Genomic DNA, 13,483 nt, shown 5'->3' on the forward strand with positions numbered 1-13,483 from the left:
ACGAGGTGCCGGTGGTCGACCCGTCCGCCGCCGAGGGCGTCTTCACGCTGCTCGGCCTGGTGATCGGCCTGCCCCTGCTCGGCGCCGTCGTGCTCCTCGTCGGCGGTCGGCGCACGGACCGCTGGGGCCACCTCCTCGGCACGGCCACCGTGGCCGGCTCCTTCGTCCTCGCCGTGCTGCTCTTCGTGGCGCTCCTCGGCCGCGAGGAGGGGGAGCGGCAGATCACCCAGCACCTGTGGACCTGGGTGGACGTCGGGTCCTACCAGGTGGGGATGGACCTGCTCTACGACCCGTTGTCCGCCCTGTTCCTGCTGCTCATCACGGGCGTCAGCACGCTGATCCACGTCTACTCGATCGGCTACATGGCCCACGACGAGCGGCGGCGCCGGTTCTTCGGCTATCTCAACCTCTTCGTCGCGGCGATGCTCATGCTGGTGCTGGCGGCCGACTACCTGGGCGTCTTCCTCGGCTGGGAGGGCGTGGGGCTCGCGTCGTACCTGCTCATCGGGTTCTGGCAGCACAAGCCGTCGGCGGCGGCCGCCGCCAAGAAGGCCTTCGTCATCAACCGCGTCGGCGACATCGGCATGAGCCTCGCGATCATGCTGATGTTCGTCACCTTCGGCACGACGGCGTTCGTCGGCGTGAGCCAGGCGGCGGGCGAGACCGGCGATCGGACGATGACCTGGATCGGCCTCCTGCTCCTGCTTGGCGCCTGCGGCAAGTCGGCCCAGGTGCCGCTGCAGGCCTGGCTGCTCGACGCGATGGAGGGCCCGACGCCCGTGTCGGCGCTCATCCACGCGGCGACCATGGTGACGGCGGGCGTCTACCTGGTGACGCGGTCGAGCTTCGTCTTCGAGAACGCCCCGGTCGCGCAGACCGCGGTCGTCGTCGTCGCCTGCGTGACGCTGCTCTGGGGTGCGGTGATCGGCTGCGCGAAGGACGACATCAAGAAGGTGCTGGCCGGCTCCACGATGAGCCAGATCGGCTACATGATGCTGGCCGCGGGTCTCGGCCCGGCGGGCTACGCCTTCGCGATCTTCCACCTCCTCACCCACGGCTTCTTCAAGGCCACCATGTTCCTGGGCGCCGGCTCGGTGATGCACGGCATGGACGACGACGTGGACATGCGGCACTACGGGGCGCTGCGGACGGCCATGCCCGTCACCTTCGCGACCTTCGCGATGGCCTACCTGGCGATCATCGGCTTCCCCGGGTTCTCCGGCTTCTGGAGCAAGGACAAGATCGTCGAGGCGGCGATCGGCGAGAACTACGTCGTGGGCGCGGCGGCGCTGCTCGGCGCCGGAGTGACGGCCTTCTACATGACGCGGTTGATGCTCATGACGTTCTTCGGCGAGCAGCGCTGGGAGCCGGACGTGCACCCGCACGAGTCGCCGAAGGTGATGACGGTGCCGCTCGTCGTGCTGGCCGCGCTGAGCGTGCTCGGCGGCGTGCTGCTGCTCGGCGGCTGGATCACCGACTGGCTCGCACCGGTCGTCGGCCCGGTGGAGCACCACGAGCTGCCGGTGCCCGTCCTCGTCATCACGCTGCTCGTCACGCTCGTCGTGGCGATCGGCGTCGGGGTCGCGGTGCTGCTCGTCGGGCGCCGGGACGTCCCCCGCGAGGCGCCGGGCGACGTCTCGTTCGTGACCCGGGCGGCGCGTGCTGACCTCTACGGCGACGCCATCAACCACGGGCTGGTGGTGGCGCCCGGCGCCGCGCTGGTGCGTGGCCTCGTCGTCGTCGACGACCGCGCCGTCGACGGTCTCGTCGAGGGCGGCTCGGGCGGCATCGCGGGCCTCGCCTCGGTCCTGCGCCGCGCGCAGAACGGCTACGTCCGCACGTACGCGCTCTCGGTGCTCGCCGGCGCCGTGATCGTCGTCCTGGCCATGGTGGCGGTGACCTGGTGATGCTGACCGCGCTCGTCGTCGTCCCCGTCGTGGGGGCGCTCCTCGTCATCGCCGCCGGGCGGTTCGCCCCGTCGTCCGGGGGAGGCGCAGGGGGCACCGCCCGCTGGGTGGCCCTCGGCGGTTCCCTCGTGACCCTCGCCGTAGCGTTGGGCGTGCTCGCGTCGTACGACCTCGACGGGTCCGGGATGCAGCTCACCGAGTCCTACGCCTGGATCGAGCCGCTGGGCGTGCACTGGGCGCTCGGCGTCGACGGTCTCGCGCTCGTCCTGGTGCTGCTCACCGCGGTGCTCGTGCCGATCGTGCTCGTCGCCGAGTGGCGCACGGGGGAGCCGGGCGACGGCATCCACGCGCCCGGGGACCCCCACGGCGCCGACCACCGCGACCGGCGCGCCACCTTCGGCGCCTGGGTGCTGCTGCTCGAGGCGGCGGCGCTCGCGGTCTTCCTCGCGACCGACGTCTTCCTCTTCTACGTGGTGTTCGAGGCGACGCTGATCCCCGCCTACTTCCTCATCGGTGGCTTCGGCGGGGCCGAGCGGGGCCGGGCGGCGACCAAGTTCCTCGTCTACCAGCTGGCCGGCGGCCTCGTCATGCTGATGAGCGTCGTGGGGCTCTACGTGGTCGCCACCGAGCAGGGGCCGGCGTCCTACCTCGTCTCCGACCTCGCCGCCCTCGACCTCGGCGTGGTGGAGGGGCGCTGGCTGTTCCTCGGCTTCTTCGTCGCCTTCGCGGTGAAGGCGCCGCTGTTCCCGGTGCACACCTGGCTGGCCGACACGACGCAGACGGCGACGACGGGCACGAGCGTGCTGCTCGTCTGCGTGCTCGACAAGATCGGCACCTACGCGATGATCCGCTTCTGCCTGGGGCTCTTCCCCGAGGCGTCGACGTGGGCCACCCCCGTCGTCGTGACGCTGGCGCTGGTCTCGATCGTGTACGGCGCGCTCATCGCCATCGGCCAGGACGACCTGCTCCGGCTGGTCGGTCTCACGTCCCTGTCCCACTTCGGGTTCATCGTGCTCGGCATCTTCGTGCTCACCGACCAGGGCCACACGGGCGCGATCCTCTACATGGTCAACCACGGCCTGGCGACGGCGGCGCTGTTCCTCGTCGCCGGCTTCGCGGTGCGGCGCGCGGGCACGGCGTCGATCAGCGCCATGGGCGGCATGGAGAAGGCGGCGCCGGTGCTCGCCGGGCTTTTCCTGCTGGCCGGCATGGCGACCCTCGGCCTGCCGGGCCTCGCGCCGTTCGTCTCCGAGTTCCTCGTGACGCTCGCGGCCTTCGACTACGCGTGGTACGTCGGCGCGATCGCCGTCACCGGCATCGTGTGGGCGGCGATCTACGTGCTGTGGGCCTACCAGCGCTCGATGACGGGACCGCCGCGGCCGGTGCCGGGAGCCGAGGGCGAGACCCTCGACCACGCGGGCGCCGGAGGCGATCCGCGCGTCATCGGCGACCTCACGACCCGTGAGGTCGGGGTGCTGGTGCCGCTCGTCGTGGCGCTCGTCGGGTTCGGCTTCTTCCCGACCCTGCTCACCGACGTCATCGAGCCGACGACCACGCAGGTGCTGGAGCAGGTCGCCAGCGCCCTGCCCGCTGCCGAGGGAGGCAACTGATGGAGTTCACCGCCCCCGAGATCGACTGGCTGCTCGTCTCGCCCCTGCTGGCGGTCTTCGCCGCCGCGCTCGTCGGCATCGCCGTCGAGGCCTTCACCCCGCGGTCGCTCCGGCGACCCGTGCAGGCGGGTATCGCCGCGGTCGGCCTGCTCACGGCGCTCGTGCTGACCGTGGTCGTGGCGCTCGAGCTGCCGTCGCAGGGGGGCGGTGCGGCGCACGGCGACGTGACGCTCGCCGGTGCGGTCGTCGTCGACGGTCCCGCGGTGTTCCTGTGGGGCCTGCTCGCGGTCGTCGCCGTCGGCGGGCTCGCGCTCTTCACCGAGCGCCGCGTCGACGCAGGGCTGCCGGTCTTCGCGGGCCAGGCCTCCGTGCCGCCGGGAGCCGACCTCGGCGGCGGGCCCGGGATCGGCACCGGGGGAGCGGGCGAGGCGACGGGCGACGGGGGCGCACCCGCGTCGTACGACCGCTGGGAGCACACCGAGGTCTACCCCCTGCTGACGTTCGCCGTCGCCGGGATGATGCTCTTCGCCGCGGCGGGGGACCTGCTCACGATGTTCGTGGCGCTGGAGATCCTGTCGCTGCCGCTCTACCTGCTGTGCGGCCTCGGCCGCCGTCGCCGCCTGCTGAGCCAGGAGTCGGCGATGAAGTACTTCCTCCTCGGCGCCTTCTCCTCCGGCTTCTTCGTCTACGGTGCGGCGCTGCTCTACGGCTACTCCGGGACGCTGAGCCTCGCGGGCATCGCGGCCGCGGTGGGCGCGGGCGGCGGCCCGACGGTGCTGCTGCTGGCGGGCGTGGCGCTCGTGATGGTGGCGCTCCTCTTCAAGGTCGGGGCGGTGCCCTTCCACGCGTGGACCCCGGACGTCTACCAGGGCGCCCCGACCCCGGTCACCGCGTTCATGGCGGCGGCGACCAAGATCGCGGCCTTCGGCGCGGTGCTGCGGTTCCTGTACGTCGCGGTCGGCGACGCCCGCTGGGACTGGGCGCCCCTCGTGTGGGTCGTCGCGATCCTCACCATGCTCGGCGGCGTCGTGCTGGCCGTCGGCCAGAGCGACATCAAGCGCCTCCTGGCCTACTCGTCCATCGCCCACACCGGCTTCCTGCTCACCGGCGTGCTCGGCCTCCAGGGCACGGGCGAGCTGGGCGTCGACCAGGTGACCTCGCTGCAGGCGGTGCTGTTCTACCTGGCGACGTACGGCGTGGCGACCGTCGGCATCTTCGCGGTGACGACGCTCGTGCGGGACGCGGGCGGCGAGGCGAGCGGGGTCGACCGCTGGTCGGGCGTGGGGCGCACGTCGCCGCTCGTCGCCGGCGCGTTCGCCGTCTTCCTCCTCAGCCTCGCCGGGATCCCGCTGACGTCGGGCTTCGTCGCGAAGTGGTCGGTGTTCGCCTCGGCGGCCGGTGCCGGCGCGTGGCCGGTGGTCGCCGTGGCGATCACGTCGAGCATCGTCGCGGTCTACTTCTACGTGCGGCACATCGTCACGATGTTCTTCGCGGACCCGCCCGCGGACCCGCCGGCCGTCGTCTCCCCGTCGCCCGCCACGAGCGTCACGATCGGCGTCGCGCTGCTCGCGACGGTGGCGCTCGGCGTGGTGCCGGGCCCGTTGCTCGAGCTCGCGGGGGATGCGGGATCATTCCTCAGGTGAGCTCGAACACCGGCGGCCTGGCCCTTCCCGTCACCGACCCTGCACTGGCGCAGCGGCTCGGCGAGCGCCTCGCCGACGTGGAGACGGCACTGGCCGCCCACGTGCGGGGCAGCGCGCCGTTCGTCTCCGAGGCGGCGGCCCACCTCATGGCGGCGGGGGGCAAGCGGTTCCGTCCGCTCCTCGTGCTGCTGGCCGCCGAGGTCGGCAAGGACCCCGCGGCGCCCGAGGTCGAGCGTGCCGCCTGCGTGGTCGAGCTGACCCACCTGGCGTCGCTCTACCACGACGACGTCATGGACGAGGCGCTCCTGCGCCGGGGCGCCGACTCCGCCAACGCGCGCTGGGACAACCTCGTCGCCATCCTCACCGGTGACTTCCTCTTCGCCCGCTCCTCGGAGCTGACGGCCGACCTCGGTCCCGAGGCGGTCCGCATCCAGGCGCAGACGTTCGCGCGCCTCGTCGAGGGCCAGATCCTCGAGACCGTGCCGCCGGGCGACGGGGTCGACCCCGTCGAGCACCACCTGGCCGTCGTGGCCGGCAAGACGGGCTCGTTGATCGCGACGTCGGCCCGCTACGGCGCGATGTTCGCCGGCGCGCCCGTCGAGGTCGTGGACGCGCTGACGGCCTACGGCGAGATCGTCGGCACCGCCTTCCAGCTGTCCGACGACATCCTCGACATCGCCTCCGACTCCACGGAGTCCGGCAAGACCCCCGGCACCGACCTCAAGGAGGGCGTGCCGACGCTGCCCGTGCTGCTCGTGGCGCGCTCGACGGACCCGGCCGACGCGCGGCTGCAGGAGCTGCTCGACCCGCGTCGTACGGACCTCGCTGCCGACGACGCCCTCCACGCGGAGGCGCTCGGCCTGCTGCGGGCGCACCCGGCGCTCGCCGAGGCGCGGGAGTACGTCGTGGCCCGCGCCACGGAGGCCAAGGAGCGTCTCGCGGTGCTCCCCGCCGGTCCCGTGCGCGACGCCCTCGAGGCGTTCGCCGACGTGGTGGCGACGCGCACGGCCTGATCGGTTCCGCCGAGTTGTCACGTACGCCGCGAAACGAGATGCGGCGTACGTGACAGCTCGGCGCCGAGCGGGGTGAGGCTCAGGCCTTCCAGACCACCGCGACGCCCGGGCGCGGGTAGCGGTGGGTGTGCGGCCACAGGCCGATGGGCGAGGCGAACGTGCCGCCCTCGGCCCGGGTGCTGCACGGCCACCCAGACGGTGCGGTCGCCGTGGGTGATGAGCGGGCCGCAGGCCTCGGCGCCGATCGGGGTCGTCAGGAACGACTCGACCTTGCCGCGGTGCGGGCCGTCGACGGGCACGCGGAAGATGCCGTCGTTGGAGCCGATCACGTTGCCGTCGGTGGAGACCCACAGGTTGCCCTTGGAGTCGAAGGCGACGTTGTCGGGGCAGCTGATCGGGCTGACCTTGTCCTTCGGGTAGCCCGCGAAGTAGGTCTCCGGCGCGGCCGGGTCGCCGCAGACCAGCAGCAGGCGCCACACGAACGTGCCGCCGGTGTGGCCGCCGACCGGCTGCATCTCGAGCACGTAGCCGTTGCGGTTGCCCGAGGCGGCCGTGAGCTCGGCACCGGGTGCGGAGCGCACCATCGACCGCGTGACGGGGTTGGCCTCGTCGGCCGGGTAGCTGCTGCCCCGGTTGGCGTTGTTGGTGAGCGCGGCGTAGACGCGGCCGTTGACCGGGTTGGGCTCGACGTCCTCGGGCCGGTCCATGCGGGTCGGGCCCATCTTGTCCGCCGCGAGGCGGGTGTCGATGAGCACGTCGGCGACGCTCATGCCGGGCACGTTGCTGACCGTGTCGGTGGCGAGCAGGATCCACTGGCCGGTGCCGTCCCAGACGCCGTCCTCGAGCCCGTCGCCCGTCAGCTTCGCGACGTACAGCGCGCCCTTGCTGAGCAGCTGCTTGTTGTGGCGCCGCGACGCGGGGTCGGTGCCCTCGCGGTAGGTGTCCTTCGAGATGAACCGGTAGAGGTAGTCGCCGCGCTCGTCGTCGCCCATGTAGGCCACGACCTTCTTGTTCGGCGCGATCGCGATGTTGGCGCCCTCGTGCTTGAAGCGGCCCAGCATCGTGTGCTTCACCGGCGGCTCGTCGGGCGCGAGCGGGTCGATCTCGACGATCCAGCCGAAGCGGTTCGGCTCGTTCGGCTCCTTGGCGAGGTCGAAGCGGTCCCAGGTCTGGTACCAGCCCCGCTCGCTGCTGGCGGAGATGCCGTAGCGACGGTACGACGCGGCGTGCGTCGACGGGATGGTGCCGGCGGTGCCGAAGTACTGGTTGAAGTTCTCCTCGCCCGAGAGCACGGTGCCCCACGGCGTGGTGCCGCCGGCGCAGTTGTTGAGCGTGCCCAGGACGCGCTTGCCCGTCGGGTCGGCGGACGTCTTCAGGCGGTCGTGCCCGGCGACGGGACCGTCGACGACGAACGGCGTCTCGCCGGTGATGCGCCGGTTGTAGCGGACGTTGCTGCTCGCGCTGCGCACCCAGTGGCCCGCGGTCGCGTTCGGGCGCTCGACGGCGAGCACGCTCATGCCGTGCGACATCAGCGCGATCCGGCGGATCTCCTCGGCGGTGTACTCGCCGGCCGGGAACATGACCTCCTCGTTGGTGTACTCGTGGTTGCACACGAGGAGGGCCTTCGTCGTCGACAGGCTGATGACGCCGACGTAGTCGTTGTTGTAGCCGAACTGCTGCGCCGCGGCCTCGGGGGTCTGGCGGTAGACGTCGAAGGCGGGGGCACCCGGGACGACCGGGTCGCCCCAGGCCGCGACCACGTTGAGCCGGTAGCCGGCCGGCACCGTGAGGGCGTCGCGGCGGTTCGGGGCCACGGGCGTGAAGGGGTCGGTCGAGACCTGCTTGCCGCGCACGGCGCCCGCGGCGGACGCTCCCGCGTCGTACCCGCCGGCGGCGGCCGCCGAGGTCGTCGCGAACCCGCCGAGCACCATCGCGCCGGCACCGGCGGCGGCGCCGCCGAGCACGGTACGGCGGGCGATCGCGCTCCGGATGACGTCCTGGACGTGCTCGTTGCCGGACGTGTTGGGCTCCGGGTGGTCGCACGCGTTGCCGCAGCGGTAGAGGCAGGTGGCCCAGCTGCGGTTGCCGTGCGGACCGCCCTGCGTCCGGAGGAGGGGCAGGAGGCGTCGAGGTGCGGGCGGCGCGGGCGGGGCGGTCGGCTCGCCGTCGGTGGCGGCGGAAGAGGGCGGGGTGATCCCGTCGAGGTGCGTCATGGGGGGTGTCGCTCCTTGCTGGCACGCACGCCACGGAGGTCGTGACGGCTCGGCGGCAACGTAGGAGCAGCGCCTCCGCGGTGGACGAACCCGAGTCGACGCGGGGGTGAACGGCCGCCGGGCGGACGGCGAACCGTGCCGGGGGCCGCTACGAGGCGGTGGTGGCCGGTGCCGTCAGCCGGGCCTGGCGGCGGCCGTGCGTCACCATCTCGGCGGTGAAGACGGCGAGCGCGCACCAGACGAGCACGAAGCCGATCCAGCGCGTCGCGGGCATCTCCTCGCCGAACCACACGAGCGCCAGCACGAACTGCAGGGTCGGCGCCAGGTACTGCAGCAGGCCCAGCACGACCATCGGCACCCGCGTCGCGGCGCCCCCGAAGAGCAGGAGGGGGAGGGCGGTGATGATCCCGAGACCGGCGAAGAGCGCGACCTGTCCCGGACCCTCGGTGGCGAAGACCGCGGTGCCGGTCACGCCCAGCCACACGACGTACGCGCCGGCGAAGGGGGCCAGCAGCACGGTCTCGACGGCGAGGCTCTCGACCGCGCCGACGTCGGCCGTCTTCTTGACGAGACCGTAGGTGCCGAAGCTGAGGGCCAGCAGGACGGCCACGAACGGGAGCCGCCCGTAGTCCACGGTCAGCACCACGACGGCCACGCCCGCGAGGGCGAGGGCGCCCCACTGGGCCGGGCGCAGCCGCTCGCCGAGCACGAGCACGCCCATGAGCACGGTCACGAGCGGGTTCACGAAGTAGCCGAGCGACGTCTCCAGCACGTGGCCCGAGTTGACGCCGTAGATGAAGGTCGCCCAGTTGACGCTGATGGTGAGGGAGGCGAGGACGAGGAGGGCGACGGTACGGCGCGACGCCAGCACCGCGCGCAGGGCGTCGGTGCGCCGGAGCACCACCACGAGACCGACCATCACGACCGTCGACCACAGCACGCGCTGGGCCAGGATCTCGACAGGCCCGGCGGGCTCCAGGAGCGGGAAGTAGAGGGGGAAGGCGCCCCAGAGCGCGTAGGCGCCGGCGCCCATCGCGAACCCGGCGCGCGTGTCGCGGCTGGTCACCGCCCGATCCTAGACCGCGAGACCGATGTCCACTAGTTGGACAAAGGCGAGCGAGAAGTGCAAGTTGCCTAGTCTTCTCGACATTGTTCCGCGACCGCCCGAGACGGTCCGCCCGAAAGGTCCCCCGAGATGCCCCTGCCCTCCGTCCGACGCCGCACGTTCCTGGCCGGCTCCGTCGCCACGACCCTCGCCGTCACGCTCGCGGGCTGCGCCAGCGCCAGCGGGGGCGGCGGCGACGACGACAACCGCTTCTTCATCGTGGGCTTCGCGGTCCCCGAGGCCGCCAACGACGCCATCTTCGAGAAGTTCCAGGAGACGCCGGCGGGCGAGGGCCTCGAGCTGTCGGGCTCCTACGGCGCGTCGGGCGACCAGAGCCGCGCCGTCGTCAACGGCGCCGAGGCCGACTACGTGCACTTCTCGCTCGAGGGCGACGTCACCCGTCTCGTCGACGCCGACCTCGTGGCCGACGACTGGAACACCGGCCCGACGAAGGGCATCGTGTCCAGCTCCGTCGCCGTCCTCGTCGTCGAGGAGGGCAACCCCCTCGGCATCACCGGCTGGGACGACCTCACCCGCGACGACGTGCAGGTCGTCACCGCCGACCCCGCCTCGTCGGGTGCGGCGCGCTGGAACATCCTCGCGGCGTACGGCGCGCAGATCGCCGCCGGGAAGTCCGAGGCCGAGGCAGAGGACTACATGGTCGACTTCTTCGACAACGTCTCCACCTGGGCCGGCAGCGGCCGCGAGGCGACGGAGGCCTTCGAGAACGGCCTCGGCAACGTGCTCATCAGCTACGAGAACGAGGCGATCCTGACGCGCCAGGAGGGCCGGTCCTACGACTACATCGTCCCCGACACCACCCTCCTCATCGAGAACCCGGGCGCGATCCTGAAGGACGCCAACCCGGCCGCGCAGGACTGGCTCGACTTCGTGCTGTCCGAGGAGGGTCAGACCGAGTTCGTGCGCAAGGGCTTCCGCCCGGTCGGCGACGTCGACGTCGACGTGGAGGTGGAGGGCGCCAACGACCCGTCCGACCCGTTCCCGACGCCGACCGACCTGCTGACGATCGCCGACGACTTCGGCGGCTGGTCGGCCACCAACGAGAAGTGGTTCGACGAGGGCGCGCTCTACGAGCAGCTCCGGGCGCGGTGACGTCGTCGTGAGCACCACCACGGCCCCCGTCCCGGGCTCCGGCCCGGGCGGGGGCCCGTCCCCGTCCGGCTCCGCGAAGGCCGCCCGCCCCGGGCGACCCCCGCGGCAGCTGCGCGCCGCCGACCGGCTCGGCCCCGGATCGGGCCTGGGCCTCGGCCTGCTCGTGCTGTGGTTCAGCGTCCTCGTGCTCCTGCCCCTCGCCGCCGTCGTGGTCACCGCGACGGAGGGGGGCTGGAGCACCTTCGTCTCCGTCGTCTCCGAGCCCGACACGCGCTCGGCGCTCCTGCTGACGGTGGGCGAGGCCCTGGGTGTCGCCCTGGTCAACGCCGTCGTCGGCACCGTCATCGCCTGGGTGCTCGTGCGCGACGACTTCCGGGGCAAGCGCCTCCTCGAGGTCGTCATCGACGTGCCCTTCGCGCTGCCGACGATCGTCGCCGGCCTCGTGCTGCTGAGCCTCTACGGCCCGCGCAGCCCGATCGGCGTCAACGTGGTCGGCACGCGCACCGGCATCTTCCTCGCCCTGCTGTTCGTCACGCTGCCGTTCGTCGTGCGCACCGTACAGCCGGTGCTCGCGGAGCTCGACGCGGAGGTCGAGGAGGCGGCGGCGTCGCTGGGGGCCAACCAGGTCACCATCCTGCGCCGCATCATCCTGCCGAGCCTCGTGCCCGCCATCACCGCCGGCACGTCGCTCGCTTTCGCCCGGGCCATCTCCGAGTTCGGCTCGCTCGTGCTCATCGCCGGCAACAAGGCGGGGGAGACCGAGGTGGCCTCGTTGCGGATCCTCAAGTACATCGAGGGCGACTACTACGAGAAGGCGGCGGTGGTGGCCTTCATCCTGCTGCTCGTCTCGGCGCTCGTGATCGTCGCGCTCGACGTCGTCTCGCGGAGGGTGGCCGTCCGTGGCTGACTCCCGGCTCATCCGCTCCCGGCGCGGCCCGGTGACCTACGTGCTGCGCGTGCTCGTCGTGCTCTACCTGTTCCTGCTCGTGGCGTGGCCCGTCTCGCTGGTCGCCGACCGGGCGTTCCGGGCGACCGGCAACCACGAGGGCGGTCTCGGGCCGTTCCTCGAGCGGCTCAGCGACCCGGCGACGGTCTACGCCTTCAACCTGACGATCACGGTGGCCATCTGGGCGGTCATCGCGAACACGGTCTTCGGTGTCGGCATCTCGCTGCTGCTGGTGCGCTACCGGTTCGTCGGGCGGCGGGTGCTCTCGGTGCTCGTCGACCTGCCGCTCAGCGTCTCGCCGGTCGTCGTCGGTCTCGCGCTCGTCCTGGCCTACAGCTCCACGCAGGGCTGGTTCGGCAGCACCCTGGAGACCGTCGGCCTCCAGGTCATCTTCTCGACACCCGGCCTCGTCCTCGCCACGGCGTTCGTCAGCCTCCCGCTGGTGGTGCGCGAGGTGGTGCCCGTGCTCGAGGAGATCGGCACCGACGCGGAGCAGGCGGCCCGCTCGCTCGGCGCCAACGGTCGCCAGGTCTTCTGGCGGATCACGCTGCCGTCCATCAAGTGGGCGGTCGTGTACGGCGTCGTGCTCACCTCCGCCCGCTCGCTCGGCGAGTTCGGGGCGGTGAAGATCGTCAGCTCCGGCGCGGAGTTCCGCGGCGAGACGGCGACCCTGTTCGTCCACAACCACTACCAGGCGTTCGACGAGCCCGCGGCGTACGCCGCCGCCCTCGTGCTCGTCCTGATCTCGATCATCGCGCTCGTGGTGGTCACCTACCTGCGTCCGAAGGAGGAGCGCGCATGAGCATCGAGGTGCGTGGCGTCACCAAGAAGTACGGCGACTTCGTCGCCCTCGACGACGTGAGCGTGTCGATCCCGACGGGTCAGCTGACGGCGCTCCTGGGCCCGTCCGGCGGCGGCAAGTCGACGCTGCTGCGGATCATCGCCGGGCTCGAGGTCGCCGACGGCGGCACCGTCGAGATCGAGGGCGCCGACGCGACGGCCCTGCCGCCGCAGCGCCGCAACGTCGGCTTCGTGTTCCAGCACTACGCGGCCTTCAAGCACATGACGGTGGCCAAGAACGTCGCCTTCGGCCTGGAGATCCGCAAGCGGCCGAAGGCCGAGGTCAAGGCGAAGGTGCGCGAGCTGCTCGAGCTCGTCCACCTCGAGCAGTTCGCCGACCGGCTGCCCTCGCAGCTCTCGGGCGGCCAGCGCCAGCGCATGGCGCTCGCCCGGGCGCTGGCCGTCGAGCCGTCGGTGCTCCTGCTCGACGAGCCCTTCGGCGCGCTCGACGCGAAGGTCCGCAAGGAGCTGCGCGACTGGCTGCGCCGGCTGCACGACGAGGTGCACGTGACGACGGTCTTCGTGACGCACGACCAGGAGGAGGCCCTCGAGGTCGCCGACGAGATCGTCGTCATCAACGGTGGCCGCATCGAGCAGGTCGGCAGCCCCGACGACCTCTACGACGCCCCCGCCAACGACTTCGTCATGGGCTTCCTCGGCGAGGTCACGGTGCTCGACGGCCACCTCATCCGCCCCCACGACGTCGTCGTCCACACGCTCCCGGCCGCGGCCGGCAAGGGCGCGGTGCGGGGCGAGGTCGTCCGGGTCACCCGGGTGGGCTTCGAGGTGCGCGTCTCGGTCCGGCCGGAGGGCGCCCGCGAGGCGGACGAGGTCGTCGTGACGCTCACCCGCACCTTCGCGCGGTCGCTCGGCCTCGAGGTGGGCTCGACGGTGTGGCTGGAGCCGGAGGACGGTGCGCGCACGGTGCCCGTGCGCCGCGACGTACCCGTCGGCACCCTCGGCGCCGCCGAGCCCAGCGAGTCGGCCGAGGTCCCCGTCGCCTGACCCGTCCGCGTCGAGTTGGGTCGTACGGCGCGGCGATGACGTCGAGTTGGGTCGTACGGCGCGGCGATGACGTCGAGTTGGGTCGTAC

General features: G+C 72.3%; 10 protein-coding genes. 8 read left to right on the plus strand and 2 right to left on the minus strand.

Annotated elements, in window-relative coordinates; genetic code table 11:
* Nucleotides 1-11: 11 nt before the first annotated feature.
* Genes nuoL through QE405_RS19390 form a run of 4 tightly spaced genes read left to right on the plus strand, consistent with a single transcriptional unit; the run spans nucleotide 12 to nucleotide 6,173 of the window.
* Complete coding sequence (gene nuoL, locus QE405_RS19375; protein WP_307205950.1) at nucleotides 12-1,907, plus strand: NADH-quinone oxidoreductase subunit L; 1,896 nt, start codon at nucleotides 12-14, stop codon at nucleotides 1,905-1,907.
* Complete coding sequence (locus QE405_RS19380) at nucleotides 1,907-3,517, plus strand: NADH-quinone oxidoreductase subunit M (RefSeq protein ID WP_307205956.1); 1,611 nt, start codon at nucleotides 1,907-1,909, stop codon at nucleotides 3,515-3,517. Before nuoL ends, QE405_RS19380 begins: the two co-directional genes overlap by 1 nt.
* On the plus strand, nucleotides 3,517-5,160 hold the full coding sequence (nuoN, locus tag QE405_RS19385) for an NADH-quinone oxidoreductase subunit NuoN (protein ID WP_307204327.1): 1,644 nt from the start codon (nucleotides 3,517-3,519) through the stop codon (nucleotides 5,158-5,160). Before QE405_RS19380 ends, nuoN begins: the two co-directional genes overlap by 1 nt.
* Nucleotides 5,157-6,173: a polyprenyl synthetase family protein gene (locus QE405_RS19390; RefSeq protein ID WP_307204329.1), complete on the plus strand. Its 1,017-nt coding sequence runs from the start codon at nucleotides 5,157-5,159 to the stop codon at nucleotides 6,171-6,173. The genes nuoN and QE405_RS19390 overlap by 4 nt, the downstream gene beginning before the upstream one ends.
* Nucleotides 6,174-6,190: 17 nt before the next feature.
* On the opposite strand, the gene QE405_RS19395 is transcribed toward QE405_RS19390, so the two are convergent.
* Both QE405_RS19395 and rarD read right to left on the minus strand, forming a co-directional pair.
* On the minus strand, nucleotides 6,191-8,386 hold the full coding sequence (locus QE405_RS19395; protein ID WP_307204331.1) for a PhoX family protein: 2,196 nt from the start codon (nucleotides 8,384-8,386) through the stop codon (nucleotides 6,191-6,193).
* A 148-nt stretch (nucleotides 8,387-8,534) separates the two neighbouring features.
* Nucleotides 8,535-9,452, minus strand: coding sequence for an EamA family transporter RarD (rarD, locus tag QE405_RS19400; protein WP_307204333.1), 918 nt, complete (start codon nucleotides 9,450-9,452; stop codon nucleotides 8,535-8,537).
* Between the two features lie 129 nt (nucleotides 9,453-9,581).
* Between rarD and QE405_RS19405 the strand changes: the two genes are divergently transcribed.
* The 4 genes from QE405_RS19405 to QE405_RS19420 are packed head-to-tail and all read left to right on the plus strand — an operon-like array spanning nucleotide 9,582 to nucleotide 13,395.
* Complete coding sequence (locus QE405_RS19405; RefSeq protein ID WP_307204335.1) at nucleotides 9,582-10,604, plus strand: sulfate ABC transporter substrate-binding protein; 1,023 nt, start codon at nucleotides 9,582-9,584, stop codon at nucleotides 10,602-10,604.
* Nucleotides 10,605-10,611: 7 nt separating this feature from the next.
* The gene (gene cysT, locus QE405_RS19410) at nucleotides 10,612-11,511 is read left to right on the plus strand and encodes a sulfate ABC transporter permease subunit CysT (protein ID WP_307204337.1); all 900 of its coding nucleotides are present in this window, start codon (nucleotides 10,612-10,614) and stop codon (nucleotides 11,509-11,511) included.
* Nucleotides 11,504-12,352 (plus strand): sulfate ABC transporter permease subunit, encoded by an 849-nt coding sequence (locus QE405_RS19415; protein ID WP_307204339.1) that lies wholly within the window; start codon nucleotides 11,504-11,506, stop codon nucleotides 12,350-12,352. Before cysT ends, QE405_RS19415 begins: the two co-directional genes overlap by 8 nt.
* A complete protein-coding gene (locus QE405_RS19420) occupies nucleotides 12,349-13,395 on the plus strand; it encodes a sulfate/molybdate ABC transporter ATP-binding protein (protein WP_307204340.1) in 1,047 nt (348 codons plus the stop codon). The genes QE405_RS19415 and QE405_RS19420 overlap by 4 nt, the downstream gene beginning before the upstream one ends.
* Nucleotides 13,396-13,483: the final 88 nt, after the last annotated feature.

Origin of the sequence: Nocardioides zeae (genome assembly GCF_030818655.1) — a bacterium.
Taxonomy (GTDB): Bacteria; Actinomycetota; Actinomycetes; order Propionibacteriales; family Nocardioidaceae; genus Nocardioides; species Nocardioides zeae_A.

What these genes read in the sequence shown, in the direction of transcription:
- QE405_RS19395 (WP_307204331.1), bottom strand. Translation starts at nt 8,386, where the DNA reads ATGACGCACCTCGACGGGATCACCCCGCCCTCTTCCGCCGCCACCGAC.
- nuoN (WP_307204327.1), top strand. Translation starts at nt 3,517, where the DNA reads ATGGAGTTCACCGCCCCCGAGATCGACTGGCTGCTCGTCTCGCCCCTG.
- QE405_RS19380 (WP_307205956.1), top strand. Translation starts at nt 1,907, where the DNA reads ATGCTGACCGCGCTCGTCGTCGTCCCCGTCGTGGGGGCGCTCCTCGTC.
- QE405_RS19420 (WP_307204340.1), top strand. Translation starts at nt 12,349, where the DNA reads ATGAGCATCGAGGTGCGTGGCGTCACCAAGAAGTACGGCGACTTCGTC.
- QE405_RS19405 (WP_307204335.1), top strand. Translation starts at nt 9,582, where the DNA reads ATGCCCCTGCCCTCCGTCCGACGCCGCACGTTCCTGGCCGGCTCCGTC.